17 protein-coding genes are annotated in these 17,071 nt (G+C 50.2%); 12 read left to right on the top strand and 5 right to left on the bottom strand.

Annotation, left to right across the window (positions count from 1 at the left end):
* Positions 1 to 6 precede the first annotated feature (6 nt).
* Both RO22_RS16010 and RO22_RS16005 read right to left on the bottom strand, forming a co-directional pair.
* Complete coding sequence (locus tag RO22_RS16010; RefSeq protein ID WP_041158823.1) at positions 7 to 1,668, bottom strand: phosphoethanolamine transferase; 1,662 nt, start codon at positions 1,666 to 1,668, stop codon at positions 7 to 9.
* A gap of 96 nt (positions 1,669 to 1,764) precedes the next feature.
* Positions 1,765 to 2,142 carry a diacylglycerol kinase gene (locus tag RO22_RS16005; RefSeq protein WP_041158822.1) on the bottom strand — a complete coding sequence of 126 codons (378 nt, stop codon included), beginning with the start codon at positions 2,140 to 2,142 and terminating at the stop codon, positions 1,765 to 1,767.
* 249 nt (positions 2,143 to 2,391) lie between these two features.
* On the opposite strand from RO22_RS16005, the gene RO22_RS16000 reads away from it, so the two are divergent.
* The 5 genes from RO22_RS16000 (at position 2,392) to RO22_RS15980 (ending at position 7,305) form a co-directional block, all read left to right on the top strand.
* On the top strand, positions 2,392 to 2,619 hold the full coding sequence (locus RO22_RS16000) for a hypothetical protein (RefSeq protein WP_041158821.1): 228 nt from the start codon (positions 2,392 to 2,394) through the stop codon (positions 2,617 to 2,619).
* Between the two features lie 8 nt (positions 2,620 to 2,627).
* On the top strand, positions 2,628 to 3,563 hold the full coding sequence (locus tag RO22_RS15995) for a MipA/OmpV family protein (protein ID WP_161575213.1): 936 nt from the start codon (positions 2,628 to 2,630) through the stop codon (positions 3,561 to 3,563).
* A complete protein-coding gene (locus RO22_RS15990; protein WP_041158819.1) occupies positions 3,563 to 4,249 on the top strand; it encodes a response regulator transcription factor in 687 nt (228 codons plus the stop codon). The genes RO22_RS15995 and RO22_RS15990 overlap by 1 nt, the downstream gene beginning before the upstream one ends.
* Positions 4,218 to 5,594: an ATP-binding protein gene (locus RO22_RS15985; protein WP_041158818.1), complete on the top strand. Its 1,377-nt coding sequence runs from the start codon at positions 4,218 to 4,220 to the stop codon at positions 5,592 to 5,594. The genes RO22_RS15990 and RO22_RS15985 overlap by 32 nt, the downstream gene beginning before the upstream one ends.
* 343 nt (positions 5,595 to 5,937) lie before the next feature.
* Positions 5,938 to 7,305: an L-serine ammonia-lyase gene (locus tag RO22_RS15980; protein WP_041158817.1), complete on the top strand. Its 1,368-nt coding sequence runs from the start codon at positions 5,938 to 5,940 to the stop codon at positions 7,303 to 7,305.
* A gap of 11 nt (positions 7,306 to 7,316) precedes the next feature.
* Here the strand turns inward: RO22_RS15980 and RO22_RS15975 are convergent, their stop codons facing one another.
* Positions 7,317 to 8,213 carry a LysR family transcriptional regulator gene (locus tag RO22_RS15975; protein ID WP_041158816.1) on the bottom strand — a complete coding sequence of 299 codons (897 nt, stop codon included), beginning with the start codon at positions 8,211 to 8,213 and terminating at the stop codon, positions 7,317 to 7,319.
* Between the two features lie 130 nt (positions 8,214 to 8,343).
* Here RO22_RS15975 and RO22_RS15970 point away from each other — a divergent pair, with 130 nt between their 5' ends.
* From RO22_RS15970 to mtgA, 4 genes are all read left to right on the top strand, one after another.
* On the top strand, positions 8,344 to 9,327 hold the full coding sequence (locus RO22_RS15970; RefSeq protein WP_027958012.1) for an MBL fold metallo-hydrolase: 984 nt from the start codon (positions 8,344 to 8,346) through the stop codon (positions 9,325 to 9,327).
* A 45-nt stretch (positions 9,328 to 9,372) separates the two neighbouring features.
* The gene (locus RO22_RS15965; RefSeq protein WP_027958011.1) at positions 9,373 to 10,482 is read left to right on the top strand and encodes an S-(hydroxymethyl)glutathione dehydrogenase/class III alcohol dehydrogenase; all 1,110 of its coding nucleotides are present in this window, start codon (positions 9,373 to 9,375) and stop codon (positions 10,480 to 10,482) included.
* Positions 10,483 to 10,578: 96 nt separating this feature from the next.
* Positions 10,579 to 11,433 (top strand): S-formylglutathione hydrolase, encoded by an 855-nt coding sequence (gene fghA / locus RO22_RS15960; RefSeq protein WP_027958010.1) that lies wholly within the window; start codon positions 10,579 to 10,581, stop codon positions 11,431 to 11,433.
* Between the two features lie 10 nt (positions 11,434 to 11,443).
* On the top strand, positions 11,444 to 12,160 hold the full coding sequence (gene mtgA / locus RO22_RS15955) for a monofunctional biosynthetic peptidoglycan transglycosylase (protein WP_009288686.1): 717 nt from the start codon (positions 11,444 to 11,446) through the stop codon (positions 12,158 to 12,160).
* A gap of 394 nt (positions 12,161 to 12,554) precedes the next feature.
* On the opposite strand, the gene RO22_RS15945 is transcribed toward mtgA, so the two are convergent.
* Complete coding sequence (locus RO22_RS15945) at positions 12,555 to 13,493, bottom strand: DMT family transporter (protein WP_051430480.1); 939 nt, start codon at positions 13,491 to 13,493, stop codon at positions 12,555 to 12,557.
* A gap of 144 nt (positions 13,494 to 13,637) precedes the next feature.
* Between RO22_RS15945 and RO22_RS15940 the strand changes: the two genes are divergently transcribed.
* The 3 genes from RO22_RS15940 (at position 13,638) to RO22_RS15930 (ending at position 16,930) form a co-directional block, all read left to right on the top strand.
* The gene (locus RO22_RS15940) at positions 13,638 to 14,030 is read left to right on the top strand and encodes a DUF4168 domain-containing protein (protein ID WP_022522390.1); all 393 of its coding nucleotides are present in this window, start codon (positions 13,638 to 13,640) and stop codon (positions 14,028 to 14,030) included.
* Between the two features lie 262 nt (positions 14,031 to 14,292).
* Positions 14,293 to 16,203, top strand: a complete 1,911-nt coding sequence (locus RO22_RS15935; RefSeq protein WP_027958007.1) for a DUF294 nucleotidyltransferase-like domain-containing protein — start codon at positions 14,293 to 14,295, stop codon at positions 16,201 to 16,203.
* Position 16,204: 1 nt separating this feature from the next.
* Positions 16,205 to 16,930, top strand: a complete 726-nt coding sequence (locus tag RO22_RS15930; protein ID WP_022522392.1) for a 3'-5' exonuclease — start codon at positions 16,205 to 16,207, stop codon at positions 16,928 to 16,930.
* Between the two features lie 76 nt (positions 16,931 to 17,006).
* Here the strand turns inward: RO22_RS15930 and RO22_RS25365 are convergent, their stop codons facing one another.
* The gene (locus tag RO22_RS25365; protein ID WP_152618913.1) at positions 17,007 to 17,069 is read right to left on the bottom strand and encodes an IS3 family transposase; all 63 of its coding nucleotides are present in this window, start codon (positions 17,067 to 17,069) and stop codon (positions 17,007 to 17,009) included.
* Positions 17,070 to 17,071 lie beyond the last annotated feature (2 nt).

Raw genomic sequence — 17,071 nt, 5'->3', positions numbered from 1 at the left:
GCAGACTTAGCTGGAACATCGTTGGCTGATATCCAATTCGTCCTGGTAAATCATTGTTGATACATTCAGTAATCCCAGTACGCTGTGGAATAAGTTGTCATGCGATGCGGGGGTTTCAGCAGTTTCGTTTAGACATTCAATATCTATATTTTCACGTTGAGAAAAATCGTGTGAAAGCCACCACAACATAGGGATATGAGTTTGTTCATCCGGTGCAATGGCATAAGGAATGCCATGTAGATAAAGCCCTTTCTCACCAAGCGATTCTCCGTGATCAGATAGATAGATCATTGAGGCATCATAGTTTGATTGATTGGCTAGCATTTCAATGATCTGACTCAAAATATGATCTGTATAAAGAATAGCGTTATCGTAACTATTAGTAATTTCTTCTTGAGAGCACTGTGATAAATCGGCAGTTTTACAGGTTGGAATGAACCGTTCGAAATTGCTGGGATAGCGCTGAAAATAACTTGGGCCATGATTGCCGAGTTGGTGCAGAATAATAACCGTGTCACGTGGGTCTGGCTGCCTTATCTGGCTACTAAGCTCGTGCACAAGTGCTTCATCTAAGCAGCGTCCTTCTTGACAAAGTTGGGGATACTCTTCAGCCGTTATCTTCACGGTTTCCACTCGGTCACAGACGCCTTTACAGCCTGACTGGTTTTCTACCCAAATGACATTCAGATCAGCACGTTTCAATACGTCAAGTAAAGATTCATGCTGCTGGGCATAGGTTTTATCGTAGTCTCGACGGCCAGGCAGCGAAAACATGCAAGGTAAGGAAACTGCTGTACTCGTACCGCAAGATGTTACCTGTTTAAAATTAATGACAGACGACAGATTGGCCAGTTCAGGTGTTGTCTGGCGTTGATAATCATTAAGCCCCCAGTTTGCGGCACGTACAGTTTCGCCCACAATGATGACGAGAAGTTTGGGTTTTGCTCCCTCATCTGGTTCTATAAAGGCATCCTCTCCAACGGACAAACGTGGTGTATTAGCAGAAGGGGCTTCGCTAGCAAGCACTTTTACCATGGAGACCAAGTAGTTACCTGGTGTTATAAGGTGGCGAAGCTCCTTGTTGTTGCGCATTAGTGATGACATATCTTGATAAGACAGAATTGTCGAGACAAGGAGTACAGCCACTCCGCTCAGCCAATAGGTAAGGCGACGTATCGCTGCTTTAGACCAGGATGTTTTCTTGAGCTTGACTCGCCATAATGCAATCGAAGGCACAATAAAATAGAGCAATAAGTGGAGAAGCAGACCGAATGTCAAAAGTTCCCGAGCCTCACTGGTATCTGTCTGCAAAACATTGTCCAGCATGGTCGTATCAAAATAGACCCCGTAAGAGCCAGTAAAGTAACTTACAACAGAAGCTAAGAGGAGTAAGATTGTCAGTAAAATCTTGGCAGACCAGTAAAAAGAAAATAATAAAAATACAACAAAATGAAGGCTGGTGATAATTAAAAGCATAAGTGTTACTATGCCTGCTGACCGGGGTTTACTTATGTCATACCCAAATAAAGCTTCATGCCAGAAGGCATTGTTATACATAATGGTAAATAGTATTGTGACCAGCAATGTAAGTAGTTCAGAACTTATGCGTGGACGATAAATTATAGCTTTAGAGGTTAGCTTGTAATAAAAAAATATATATCTATTCATGATGGCTGCTACCAATTTTTAATGAAAAAATAGGGGGGATTTGTTTTCGGTGTAGTGTGTTATTAAATAACTGGTATCGGCTATGGTTTTATAGCCTTAACCTACTAGCACGAAAAGCCAAACTCCTATCATCAAAGTTATACTTAATAAAACTGCAGCAGAGCCGATATCTTTTGCACGGCCACTAAGAGGGTGGTGCTCAAAACTTATTCGATCTACAGTTGACTCGATTGCAGAATTAATTAATTCAACTATAAGAACTAATGTCAGCGACAGAAATAGGACTGCCTTTTCAACTGGCGTTGTGTCTAAGATAAAGATAAGAGGGTAAAGAAAAAGGCTAGCGACAACTTCCTGTCTAAACGCTGCTTCACTTTTCCAGCAAGCATAGAGTCCATCAATAGCGTTCACGGAAGCACGATATATGCGCTTTATTCCTTTTCCATTAGTTTTAGCTTGGGGAGGGAGATACATGGTAGTGCTCTCATCAGTCCGTTAGGCTATTCACAATAGAACACTAAACTTACCAGCCACTTACCCGAAACTTACCTGAAACTTACTTATGGATAGTACCTATGCCTAATTTTATTTGTCTTAGGTGCCTGGTTTTATCAATAGAAGTGATCTACAACAGATTGTTCTATGCCAGGTAAATCTCTGACATCAGCGATAATACGGCCATCATCAACTGCATAGGTTTCAGTGCTACCATGGGTAAAGCCAATGTCTACGAGGCCGATCACCATAACCAAAAAGAAAGATTGGCCTCGAATTTTTCTGGAGCGGAAGGGCAAGCAATTCCATTGGGAGCAATTGGAGAAAAATGACGTGATGCTGCGCGAAGGCAGAATCGTCGATGCCACAATCATTTCTGCGTCCAACTTCACCAAAATCGAGTGCGATATGGAGATGCACCTGACTAAAAAACTGGCTTTTGGCACATTGGCATAAAAATGCACATGAGTGGCGACGACAAGCCTGGCTTAAATGAGGAGTTTTTTTTCAGTAAGTTTCATGTAAGTCAGATGATGAATACTGCCTTTTGGGGAACAGAGAAAAATGCAAAGAGGCTCCTTATGCAGTCATCATTCACAGCAGCGCGTTGTCTCGATACAGCAGCTATCCGTCGTGCAGCTTCTACGCTAACTATTATTGGCCTAGCCCTACCTCTGACGGCGCTCGCTACTGGCAAACAGGCAGATGACGATTCATTCTGGGAGATCGGATTGGGAGTCGTCAGTAGCCAAGAGGCTTATACTGGTATGGATAGTGATATTATGCCATTGCCGATAGTGGCATTTGAAAATAGGTATATTCAGCTTTCAGGGCCTGAACTTGCGCTTAAGCTGCCCAGTTATGAGTTTAGTGATTCAAATGAGTTTAATTTCAGTATTTTCGGAAGGTATGATTTCCTTGGTTACGAAGAAGGAGATGCACACATTCTGGATGGTATGGAAGGTCGTGATGGTGGCTTCTGGGCAGGCTTTAAAACAGAGTGGCAAAATAGCTTTGCTGATATTAGCGCTGAATTTGCCACTGAAGCCGCTGGTGATAGTAAAGGCAGCAGCTTTAATTTAGCTATAGAAAAAACGTGGCTTTTTAAAGAAAATTTTATGTTGACACCTCGTCTAACTGCTAATTGGCTAGATAGTCATTATATCGACTACTACTATGGCGTGCGTAAAAATGAAGTGACAGTTGGTCGTGGCTACTACAATGGTAAAACCGGTTTCAATGTCGAAGTAGGCGTACTTGGAGGCTATGTGTTCGAGCAAAAACATTTTGTGCTTCTTGATGTTGGCATAACAAGCCTAGCCTCAGAAATTAAAGACAGCCCTTTGGTTGATAGTTCAACCGAGAGTTCTATAGCGTTTGGTTATCTCTACCGTTTCTGATGAACCGTATACTTCTGCTTGAAGATCATGAGCGCTTGGCGCGGTTGATATGTAAAGGGCTAGCAATGGCCGGTATCGTCGCTGATGTATTCAGCCGCATTGATCACGCGATGGCTGCTTTACAGCAAGTTCCTTATCAAGCATTGGTGATCGATCGAGGCGTCCCAGACGGTGATGGCTTATCGTTGTTGCAGCATTTGCGCGCGGCAGGCAATGCCATTCCCTGCTTGGTGCTGACAGCACGCACAGAATTACATGACCGAGTGGAGGGCCTAGACGCCGGAGCGGATGATTACCTTGCCAAACCATTTGCAATGGAAGAGCTGGTCGCAAGGGTGCGAGCGCTGCTGCGCCGCCCTGTAGAAACCCGCACACTGGAGCCTCAGTGCGGCGATTTAACGTTACGACCGGCTGATAGCCTTATTTGTTGTGGAGATAAATGCGAAATTTTGGCCCAGGCTGAAATGCAAATAATGTTACTGCTGGTGCATAGGTATAAAGAGTCGGTACGCCACAGTGCACTGGAAGCTGCTGGCTGGGGGTTAAGCGAAGCCGTTACACCCAATGCGCTGGATGTTACTTTGCACCGGATTCGGCGTAAATTGCTAGCCATTGGTTCACAGCAATGGATAGTGAATAGAAGAGGCATCGGCTATGCGCTTCAGGATAGAAAAAAAACTAAATAGTATCAGTTTTAAAACTTTGCTGGCTTTTTTTGTTAGCATGATACTGAGCATTAGTCTCATTGTTTTCGTGCTGGATGCCGTATATTTTTTCAAGAATAGTATCTTTTCAGAAACTGATGTAAATGATTTTGCTAAGAATTTTTCTCAAGAGATCCTATACAATAAAGAGGGTATTCCAGAAAGAATGGGACTTGAGCTGGAATATCCTTGGCTGTTTGAAAGTTTAGTGCAGGAAGCAGCTTACAGAGTCATTGATCAATCTGGAAAAGTGGTATTATATTCTGCTGCAGGAGCTTCATTTTGGTCTTCCGTTGATATTGCCCATCCAATAACTACTGGACCTTTTAAGTTTGAACATGAAGGTGTGTTAATGGATGCTGCCACAGCAAAGGCAGAAAATGGCGGGAAAAGCTGGTTTGTTCAGCTTGCTGTAAGTAGACGGTTTATGTTTTTTTCTCACGATACATTTGGTTTTCGCTTTGTAAGGAGTGGGGTGGTAATATTTTCTTTAGTACTACTTTTAGTCTTTTTTTTCTGTGCCCATTTTATTGTTCGGCATACACTTAAACCGTTACGTGAACTATCCGAATCGGCTGCGTTAATTTCTCCACGATCTTTGCAGGCTCGGCTTGAAAATAACAATTTGCCGACAGAAATTGCTCCTTTAGTAATCAGTTTTAACCATACGCTTGAAAGGCTTGAACATGGCTATCGCACACAACAAGAATTTCTTTCCACAGCAGCTCATGAATTAAAGACACCGCTGGCGCTAATTCGCACACAGCTGGAGTTAATGGAAGAAACAGAAGAGCGTAACTGGTTGCTAAATGACGCTAATTACATGTCTCGCCAGGTTCAGCAATTGCTTTTATTGGCTGAAACGAGTGAGTTTAATAACTATAACTTTATTGTTGTCGATATTGAATATGTAGTCAATGAGGTAGTATGTTATTTGCAGCGGATGGCTGAAGCTGTGAAAGTTAACTTTGTTGTAAAGGATTATAGTAACGGAAGCCAATGGCGCGCCGACAGGGGGGCACTATTTACCTTGTTGAAAAATTTATTAGAAAACTCTATACAACATGCTCCTGCTGGTACGTCTATTCTGATAGCAATTTATTCTAATAAAATTCAGGTGAGAGATTGGGGGAGTGGCATTGATGAAAGCCAGCTACCACTCTTATTTACTCGTTTTTGGCGAGGAGATCACCGGCGGGATATTGGGGCAGGTTTAGGCTTGTCTATATGTCAGGAAATAGCACATGTTCATGATTGGTCAATTTTTGCCCAAAGGATGGAACCTGGCTTACTCTTTCAGTTGGTTGTGAATATCTCTGACGATTAAGTGGGTTCTCTACCTCGTACTAAATTAAGTGGCCTTTTATTACGCTCTATTTCCTGCTTTTTTCCTGGGTGGAGCGACACCGAACCGGTTATCTCCCCGTTTCGAGTGTTGTCCGACCAACCCAGCGGTTGTGGGTAAGATGCAAAGGAGGGGGCGCATTTTGTAAAGAGTGATTTTGGAGGCTAGTGATAGCATACAGTCGGCTGAAATAGCCTAAAATGGGGGCTGCAGAATAAGTCTTTAAGACGTTATAACTTGCTGACATTTTGCTCGACCTGCGAACTGTGAATCCATCACAATCAACATACCGCAGGGAATAACAGCGTTGTGAGGCGTAACAGGCATGGCTATTAGTGTGTTTGATCTTTTCCGAATTGGCATCGGGCCATCGAGTTCCCATACTGTGGGCCCGATGCGCGCGTCGCGAGATTTTGCCTTGGCGCTTGGCGATACCCGCGTTACCCGGCTGGTGGTAAGGCTTCATGGGTCACTTGCCGCCACCGGGGTGGGCCACGGTACCGATCAAGCCGTCATCATGGGGCTGATGGGCGAAGCACCAGAAAGTATCGATCCAGACACGATTACGTCGCGGTTAAAACAACTTGCCGAAGGCGAGCCGCTGTTGTTGGCCAATGGCCAACAGATCGCTTTTGACGCTCATAACGATGTCGAATGGGATGAGGCCTGTTTGCCGTTCCATCCCAATGCCATGGTGCTGAGCGCCTATTGTGATGACGCGCTAGTGGCGACCAATACGTTTTACTCCCTCGGCGGCGGTTTTTATGTCGATCAAGCGAAGGCAGATCAAGGCGAGGTCGGTGAAGATGCTACTGAACTGACTTATCCCTTCAATACGGCGGCCGAACTACTCGCACTATGCCGGCAGCATCAACTGCGTATTAGCCAGCTTATGTTAGAAAACGAGAAAGCCTGGCGTAGCGAATCGGCCATTCGTGAAGAGCTGCTGACCATCTGGCACGCTATGAGCGATAGCATTGAGAATGGCCTACGCGCTACAGGCCATTTGCCCGGTGGATTAAATGTGCGCCGCCGTGCGCAACTGCTCCACCAGCAGTTGCTTCATCCACCGAAAAATCAGCGTCTGATCGTGTCGAGTTTTACCGTAATGGATTGGGTTAACGTGTTTGCGTTGGCAGTAAATGAAGAGAACGCCGCCGGGCGGCGGATGGTCACTGCGCCGACCAACGGCGCAGCGGGCATCGTGCCCGCCGTATTAGCGTACTACTTGAAGTTTGAACCCGACGCTAGCGAAGCTGATGTGGTGGATTTTCTGCTTACCGCCGGGGCCGTAGGCATTTTATGCAAAAAGAACGCCTCCATTTCCGGTGCCGAAGTGGGCTGTCAGGGCGAAGTTGGCTCCGCTTGTGCTATGGCGGCCGCAGGGCTTGCCGAAGTGCTAGGCGGCTCACCTGGGCAGGTGGAAAATGCCGCTGAGATCGGCTTGGAACATAACCTTGGTTTGACCTGCGACCCGGTCGGCGGGCTTGTCCAAGTGCCCTGCATCGAGCGCAATGCGATCGCCTCCGTCAAAGCTATAAACGCTGCACGAATGGCGCTGCATGGCGATGGAGAGCACTTTATATCGCTGGATAAAGTGATCCGTACCATGCGCGATACTGGCCGTGACATGCAGGACAAATACAAAGAGACCTCCAAGGGCGGGCTCGCCGTCAATGCCATCGAGTGCTAGGTCATCAAGTGCTAGGCCAGCGGATTAGGAGGCAGTAAGCTGTCAATATTGGTGACTAGGTAGTCGACCAGCTGGCGGATTTTGGGCGACAGGTGACGGTGGCGAGGGTATACCGCCCAGACAGCGGTATCGTGGTGCTGAAAAGGCTCAAGCACGGCCACCAGCTCACCGCTGGCCAAGTAGGGCGCTACGTAATAGTCGGGCAGTTGTGCAAGGCCGAGCCCTTTAAGTGCGGCATCTAATAAAGCAGGGCCAGAATTACCGCTCCAGCGCCCTTCTACGCGCACCTCGCGTCGTTGACCGTTGACTTCAAACAGCCAGTTGGGCCGTGAGCCAATCAAGCAGCGGTGCTGGCTAAGCTCGCTCAACGTATGCGGGCGTGGCGCTTGGCGAAAGTAGCTGTGTGAGCCGACGATATACTCGCGGCGGTCGCATAACCGTCTGGCGATCAGGCTGGAATCCTTCAACACGCCCATCCGAATGGCAATATCGTAGCCCTCTTCAATTAGCTCCACCGGTCGGTTAGTGAAGTGCATGTGAACATCCAGCTGCGGATGCAAACACTGGAAGTCATTAACCAGCGGTGCGATAAAACGCTCGCCAAAGGTGGTGGCCGAGGTAAGTTTAAGCAGCCCATTGGGGGTAGCCTGAAGTTCGCTAAGCGCCTGCTCGGCATCGCGTAGCCCATCAAATAGATGGCGGCAGTGTTCCACGTAGATAGTGCCCGCATCGGTTAAGCGGATCTGGCGGGTGGTACGATAGAGCAACTGCACGCCCAGCTGGTTTTCGAGCTGGCTGACCAAACGGCTGATATGCGAGGTCGATACCTTCAGGTGGCGGGCCGCAGCAGAGAACGTGCCTAAACGCACCACCTCAACAAAGGCTTCGATACGGCTCCAGTGCTGCATGCTAACTCCCTGGGTTGATAGCGATTGTTGCTGTGTGGCAATAATTTTATGAGTGTATCCCGGTTTATCAAGAGCGCCTAGCTGGCCTACACTGCTAGCATCGCTAGCCTATGACTGGAGTCTTTTGCTTATGTCTATATCTTTATCTCAGTGGTCTCGCGGTGCGCTAGCAGTGGCCGTGAGCGCTGGCTGGGCAGTCAGTGCCCAGGCAGAGCTGCCCGCCCAGCAGCAGGAGCAGGCGCCAGGTTGGTTTCGCATGATGGTTGGGGAGTATGAGGTAACCGCGCTATACGATGGCCATACGGCTATTGATACCTCCTTGCTAAAAGGCATGGAGCAAGAAGAGATTCTCCGCCACTTGGATGCGCTATTTATCGATGCAGAGAGTGGCATGCAAACTGCGGTCAATGCCTTTCTTATTCACACTGGCGAGAACCTTGTGCTGGTCGATGCCGGCTCGGCTGCTTGCTTTGGCCCCTCATTAGGTCAGGTGGAGAGTAACCTACGCGCTTCTGGCTACTCGCCGGAGGATGTCGACACGGTGTTGATGACTCATCTGCATCCTGACCACGTGTGTGGTTTGGCCAATGAGGAGGGCGAAGCGGTTTATCCCAATGCTGAACTGCGTGCCAGCCAAGCGGATGCCGATTTTTGGCTGGATGAGGAGCGTGCGGCTGCGGCGCCTGAAGCCAATCAACCCTTCTTTACCATGGCTCAAGACGCGGTAGCGCCTTATCAGGAAGCTGATCGTTTCAACCCCTTCACGGCTGGTGATGAAGTTCTGATGGGCATTGTTGCCCAAGATACACATGGCCACACCGCCGGACACTCAAGCTTTATGCTCAATAGCGATGATGACGCCATGCTGGTATGGGGGGACGTAGTACACAGCTACGGCGTTCAATTTGCTGATCCCACTGTCGCTATCGAGTTTGACTCAGACCCCGAGCAAGCCATTCGCACTCGAGAAGAAGTGCTCGAAAGCGCGGTTGAAGATAAGCACTGGGTCGCCGGTGCCCACATGCCATTTCCCGGCATTGGTCATATCGTAAAAGATGAAGAAGGCTATCGCTGGCTGCCGATTGAATTTGGCCCAGTGGCAGTTGACGAGTAACGGCTTAGTGTCTGTTGTTGAAGTAATGAACATTTAGGAGTCAATATGAAATCACGCGCAGCTGTTGCACTGGAAGCGGGTAAGCCGCTTGAACTGGTTGAGATCGATGTTGAAGGCCCGAAGGCGGGGGAAGTGCTGGTTAAAATGGCCGCGACAAGCGTTTGCCATACCGATGCTTACACGCTCTCCGGTGCTGATCCCGAAGGTAACTTCCCTGCCGTGTTGGGCCATGAAGGTGCTGGCGTTGTACAGGAAGTCGGCGAGGGCGTTACCAGCCTTAAGCCAGGCGACCATGTTATTCCGCTTTACACCGCTGAGTGTGGAAAGTGTAAATTCTGTTTGTCGGGCAAAACCAACCTGTGTGGCAGCGTGCGTGCTACCCAAGGTAAAGGGGTCATGCCTGACGGTACCTCGCGTTTTTCACTCGAGGGCAAAATGCTTCATCACTATATGGGCACCTCCACGTTCAGCGAGTACACCGTGTTGCCTGAAGTCTCCCTGGCGGTGGTTTCTAAAGAAGCACCCATGGATAAAATCTGCCTACTGGGCTGCGGCGTGACCACCGGCATCGGTGCGGTGCTCAATACCGCTAAAGTAGAGCCGGGCGCCACGGTGGCAGTGTTTGGTCTCGGGGCTATCGGTTTGGCCGTCATCCAAGGCGCGGTCATGGCCAAGGCGGGGCGTATTATTGCTATCGACGTCAACGCTGATAAATTTGAGCTGGCCAAGCAGTTTGGCGCCACTGATTTTGTGAACCCCAAAGAGTATTCAGATCCAATCCAGCAGGTCATTGTCGATTTGACCGATGGCGGCGTTGACTACTCCTTTGAGTGTATCGGCAACGTCAATGTGATGCGCTCAGCGCTGGAGTGCTGCCACAAAGGCTGGGGTGAATCGATCATCATTGGTGTCGCTGGAGCCGGTGAAGAGATCTCCACACGGCCATTCCAGTTGGTCACCGGGCGGGTCTGGAAAGGCTCCGCCTTTGGTGGCGTAAAAGGACGCAGCGAGCTGCCGGGCTACGTTGATCGTTATATGAACGGCGAAATCAATATCGACGATTTCATTACCCACGATATGCCATTCGAAAAGATCAACGAAGCGTTTGAATTACTGCATGCGGGTAAGAGCATTCGTACCGTGCTGCATTACTAGGCCTAGCATTATTAAGTAGTATAGAAAGCACGTTTGAAACGCTAAAACGCGGTAGGGTAGACCTGCCGCGTTTGCTGTATTTAAAGGAACCTGCCCATGAGCATGAGTGAAACTCTAGAACTGGTGTCTGCCAACCGTAGTTTCGGGGGCTGGCATAAGCGCTACCGCCACTATTCCCGTGCGCTGGACTGCGACATGATCTTCGCCGTTTACTTGCCACCCCAGGCGGAAAACGAGCGCGTACCGCTGCTGTGGTGGCTCTCGGGGCTGACCTGTAATGACGAAAATTTCATGCAGAAAGCGGGCGCTCACCGTATTGCCGCTGAGCTGGGCGTGGCGATTGTTTGCCCTGATACCAGCCCACGGGGCACCGACTTGCCCGGCGAGCATGAAAGCTATGATTTAGGCTCTGGGGCTGGGTTTTACGTCAATGCTACCGAGTCACCCTGGAAGCCCCACTATCGCATGTATGACTATGTGATTGAGGAGCTGCCTTCCGTGGTGCGTCAGCACTTCCCGGTCAATGGGCGCGAATCTATTAGCGGACACTCGATGGGTGGGCACGGAGCATTGATCCTGGCGCTGCGTCATCCAGGTCGTTTCCGCTCTGTGTCGGCCTTCTCTCCAGTGGTCAACCCGATGAACTGCCCTTGGGGGCAGCAGGCGTTTAACGCCTACTTGGGGGACGATCAGTCCCGCTGGCGTCAGTACGATGCCTGTGAGCTGGTGGCCAACGGCGCATCACGCCAGCGCCTGTTTATCGACCAGGGCGAAGCGGATCAATTCCTGGAGGAGCAGCTTAAGCCAGAGCGTTTAGAAGCCGTTTGCGAAGAGCATGATCATCCGTTAACGCTGCGCCGCCAGCCGGGCTACGATCACAGTTACTTCTTCATTGCCTCGTTCATTGAGGATCATCTGCGCTATCATGCAGATCACCTCATGAAGCGTTAAGGATAACGGGATGCTCAATCGCTTGCTGCGCCGTTTTATGCGTCTGCTATGGCGGATTGTATGGCGCGGCGTTTTAGCGTTTGTACTGTTGTCGGTCGCGCTGGTCTTGCTGTTTCGAGTCGTTCCACCACCGGGGTCGATGGTGATGGTCGAGCGCAAAATTCAGAGCTGGATCCACAGCGATCCGATTCGTATACAGCGCGAGTGGCGAGGCTGGGACTCGCTCTCGGTGAACGCTAAGCTGGCAGTGATTGCCGCGGAGGATCAGCGCTTTCCACACCACGGCGGGTTTGATCTGGTCGAACTGCGCCGCGCATTGCAGGCTAGTCGGGACGGCGGACGACTGCGCGGTGCCAGTACCTTGAGCCAACAAACGGCTAAAAACGTTTTTCTGTGGACAGGTCGCAGCTGGACGCGGAAGGGGCTAGAAGCGTGGTTTACGCTACTGATCGAGATACTCTGGAGCAAGCAGCGTATTTTAGAGGTCTATCTCAATGTCGCCGAGTGGGATCGCGGTGTGTTTGGCCTAGAAGCCGCTGCTCAGCACTATTTTGGCGTCTCTTCAGCTTCGTTAACTGAGCGCCAGGCAAGTCTTCTCGCGGCTATCTTACCCAGCCCGCTGACGCGCAGCGCCGCACGCCCCGATGCCCAGGTTGAGCGGCGAAGTCAGTGGATTCGCCAGCAGATGCGTAACTTAGGTGGGGCTGATTATTTGCAACATCTATAGCTATTTTTATATAGCTATTTTTAGCCACGCTATTCGTATTTAGCGTCGTCAATTTCCGCGAGTGCTTCCAGATTGGGATAGGAGAAGTAATAGTCCTGCTACATGGGAAGACCCAAGGGCAGCAGGCCGCGTGATTCCTCACGGGTTTCAACACCTTCAGCAATTAGCTGAGTGCCCAAGGTTTTTGCTAGTGCCACCAGGCTATGCAGTATGGCTTGGTAGCACTTGTCGTTATCGCCCCCCAATTGATGATCGGTTGAAACACCATCGTGAATGCAAAAGGTACCGGAGAATTGCAACGGTTACAGTGTCCGTTCACCCTGGCACAGTGGTGTTGTGCTGACATGTTTAGCCAAGCCCTGGAATAAAATTATCGACCATTATAAAAATCGGGTCATCGCCTACTCGCCTTAGGGCCGGGTTTCCGTATCACCATCACTACCCCAGTGATGGCCACCAACATACCCACAAGCCCTAACAAGGGAAGGCGTTCGTCAAAGAGCCACCACGCCTGAAGCGCCGTGACTGGCGGCACAAGATAAAAAAGACTCGCTACACGCGAGGCTTCCCCCTTTTTAATCAAGGCCATGAGTAACAGAATAGCTGCAATTGAGAGAATCAACACCAACCAGCCCATGGTCAGCACAAAGGTGCTGCTCCATTCCACCTGGCGGGACTCAAAAAGCAGGGCTCCAACGCCCAGCAGAGCGCCCGCTGCTAAGTACTGAATCACCGCCCCTGAAAGCAGCGGCATGCTGGTGCAGTATCTTTTCTGATAGAGCGTACCCAGCGAAATCCCCATTAACGCGGCGGTGACACACAGCAGAGCACTAATCCCGAAGCCGTCAAACAGCGACTCACCCAGCTCAAGCTTACTGCCGAGGACTAAACTGATACCTATCAGGCCCAGCGCTAGCCCTGTCCATTGGCGCCAAGAGAGCTGCTCACCCAGCAGTGGGCCAGCGAAGGCGGCGGTCAGAAGCGGCTGCAGCCCCACCAGTAAGGCCGCTAAACCGGCGGGCATGCCCAGGTAAATGCCATAGAAGACGCCACCTAAGTAAGCACCATGGACTAGAAAGCCTGATATGGCGATATGTGTCCATAGCCTGGGTGATGAGGGCCAAGGTATCCGCATCACAACGACCAGCGGAGTCAGTAGCAGTAGCGTGAGTACAAAGCGAATAAACAGAAACGTAAAAGGTTCTGCGTAAGGCAGGCCGAACTTTGCACCAATAAAGCCAGTGCTCCAAAGCAGAACAAAAAGTGCGGGCATGGCGGCAAGTCCTGCTGAAGGTAAGTCGTTTTTACGTAACTTGCTGAATATGATAGACATATTATTTCCGAGGTGGCGTGTTTAATTCGTCTTTTAGATACATTTGGTTCTTTTTGTTACTAACTTTTACATAAAAGATTGAACCTGCTTGAGCATGGCGCGTCACAGAGGGCACATACACAACGCAATATTGAGGTTTCTTCTATGCAACGTATGACTGCTCTGTTCTCCGCTGCTCTGCTCGCGACCGGTTTGATGACGGCCACCGCCCACGCCCAGGAAGAGCAACAAGGCGCTGCACAAGATCCAATGGCAACCCAGCAAGCTCCTGCCCAGGATTTTTCTGACGACCAGCTCCAGCAGTTTGCCGATGCTTCTCAAGAAATTGCGGTTATTTCTCAGGAATATACCCAGCGTCTGCAGGAAGCGGAAGATGAATCAGCGCAACAGGAAGTGCGCACCGAAGCTAACGACCGCATGATCGAAGTGGTCGAAGACAGCGGCCTAGATGTTGATACCTTCAACGCTATTGGTCAATCCATTCAGCAAGATCCGGAAATGATGCAGCGTGTGCAGGAAATGGCTAACCAGTCATAAGTCATACTGCTAAAAGTGGCTGATGTGTTTTTGCTAATTTGGTCTGGCTAATATAGCAACCTTTATTTAGCAACGTTAATATTAGTATGGTTTCGGCCACCAAAGCCCGGTGCATAACTGCACCGGGCTTTTTTTGTGAGCCGATTGGCCTACGGTTAGTTTTATTATCCTTAGTGGGGTTTACCTAACTTAGCCTTCCCGCCACACTTTAGATTATGCGTTGATTATCCAGCCTATTGACCGGCAACACCAAGGAGTCCGTATGGATGTCGAACTGTTAGAAATACGCCAACATATGGGACGGTTTCCCCCTTTTGATGGGCTGTCGGATGATCTCCTTGATGCCATTGCTGAGCAGGTGGAAGTGAGCTACTTCAAAACAGGTAGCAGCATATTAACGCTTAACGAGATGCTCAATGATCTTTGCTATATCCGCAGTGGCGCTGTGGAGGTTTATCGTAGTCAGGGCGAGCTGTATAACCGCCTGGGCGAAGGCGATATTTTCGGTCACTTCAGCCTCTTGCGTAACCATAAGGTGCGTTTCCCAGCCCAGGCGATCGAAGATACCCTGATCTATTTTATTCCCAAGGCGGTCTTCCTGCGATTGTGCGAGGAGGATGACCATTTTGCGGATTTTGTCGAGTTGGAGCGACCGCGGCTTGAGAGCGCTGCCGAGCAGCAAAAGAAGTCCAACGACATGATGGTGACGCGGATACGCAAGCTGCTAACCCGCTATCCAGTAATGGTGGAAACGTCTACCAGCGTTCAGCACGCCGCGCAGCAAATGAGCGAGGCTCAAGCCTCCGCCCTGCTGGTAATAAAAGAGGGGAGCGATAACCCTCGCTACAGTTTTAAAGATAGCGAAGGCCAAACTTGGCAGATGTGCGGTATTTTAACCGATAGTGATTTTCGTACCCGCATTGTGGCCGAGGGGCTATCGCCACAAACCTCCGTCGGTGAAGTGATTTCCTCGCGGCTAATTACTATCCAGTCTGACGCCTCTGTTTATGAAGCGATGCTGACGATGTTGCGCAGTAACGTGCATCACCTGCCTGTGCTCTATCGTCAGCGCCCTGTGGGCGTAGTGCATCTCTCCGACATTATTCGCTACGAGACCCACAGTGGTCTCTATCTGGTCAGCAATATTTTTAATCAGTCCAGCGCCCAGGGGCTGGCACGCTTGGCGCCGGATGTGAGCGCGGCGTTTGTGCGTATGGTGCAAGAGGGCGCTAACTCGCAGATGGTGGGTAGCGCCCTTTCCACGATCGGACGCAGCTTTACTCGACGGTTGCTGGAAATGGCTGAAGCAGAACTGGGCCCCCCGCCGGTGCCTTATTGTTTTATGGTGAATGGCTCAATGGCCCGCAATGAGCAGAGCATCGTCACTGACCAGGATAATGCGCTGATCCTCTCCGACGAGTTTAATCCCGAAGAGCATGACGACTACTTTTACGCCCTGGCAAAAATTGTCAGCGATGGCTTAGATGCCTGCGGTTACACCTACTGCAAAGGTGACGTTATGGCGACCAACGTTCAGTGGCGTCAGCCGCTCAGCGTTTGGAAGGGGTATTTTCAGGATTGGATGGCCAATCCCACGCCTGAACGGCTGCTGCACAGCTCGATTTTCTTTGACCTGGATAGTTGCTATGGCGAAGACCTTTATGTGGAAACGCTGCAAGATTTGATTGCCGAGACAGCGCCAAAATCACCGCTGTTTTTAGCCGCCATGGCGCGCAATGCCTTAAACCGTACGCCACCGCTGGGGTTTTTCCGTACCTTTGTGATGGAGCAAGATGGCAAGCACAACAACTCGATCAACTTGAAGCGCCGGGGAACTGCGCCGATGGTGGATTTGGTGCGTATTCACGCTTTGGCCTGCGGTTCCAAAGCGCAGAACTCCTTTCAGCGCTTGAATGACATCAGTAAGACCCAACTATTGGCGACCGGCATGAGCGACAAGCTAAGTTATGCGTTTGAGTTTTTATGCATGTCGCGGATTCGCCATCAAATGATTGACCTACAAGAGGATCGCCTGCCGGATAACAATATCGAGCCCGAAAACGTGGCGGACAGCGAACGCCACACCCTGAAAGACGCTTTCCAAGTGCTTAGCAACGCGCAAAAATTCCTCAAGTTCCGCTATCCCATGCCTGCACAACGGCAGGGGCGCTAAGATGCGCGGTATACGCCCACGTCAAAAAATCGTCCAGGCCGATTGGAAGGGCTATATGGCCCAACGAGCGCAACAAGCGAAAAATCCTGCCCTTCAGCAATTCTTTGGTACGCCGTTGCCTGATCCTGAAACGCCCATTTCTGAGGTGCCCATGGTGGCGCTGGATATGGAAACCACTGGGCTGGATGAGAGGCGCCATGCGATTGTTAGTATTGGCCTCGTGCCCTTCACGTTAAATCGTATCAAATTGGCTGAGCGGCGCTATTGGGTAGTGAACCCTTCGCGGCCGCTAGCAGAAGCCTCAATTACCTACCACCACATTACCCATTCAGAGATCGCCCAGGCGCCGGACTTAGATGCGATACTGGACGAACTTCTGGCCCAGCTAGCAGGTCGCCTAGTGGTCGTTCATTTTCGCAATATTGAACGGCCTTTTTTGAATGCAGCTGTCAAAGCCCGACGTGGGGAAGGGGTGCTGTTTCCGATGATTGATACCATGTCGCTGGAAGCGCGGATGCACCGCCAAACCCTATGGGCGCGGTTCCGCCGCTGGCTGGGTCGCCCACCGGTTTCCATCCGTATGCATGCGAGTCGTGAGCGCTATGGCTTGCCCCCTTATCAAGGACATCATGCCCTGGTGGATGCATTGGCCACCGCAGAGCTATTGCAGGCGCAAATAGCCACCCATTATCGACCTGAAACGCCATTGAAAGATATTTGGTGTTGATGCTTAGCTGTCGACATACCAACAAAAACGGGCAACCCATTGGTGAACTGACCCCATAAACTTGGACAGTGAAAAACTAAGCAGCCAAGGCCTGATTTCGGTACTGCACCGGACTCAGGCCTTTTAATTTGGTCTTAATCC

The sequence above is a fragment of the Halomonas sp. KHS3 genome (genome assembly GCF_000830495.1).
Classification (GTDB): domain Bacteria; phylum Pseudomonadota; class Gammaproteobacteria; order Pseudomonadales; family Halomonadaceae; genus Vreelandella; species Vreelandella titanicae.
Note: the sequence above shows the minus strand (reverse complement) of the source record. Positions and strands in the feature narration are given on the sequence as shown.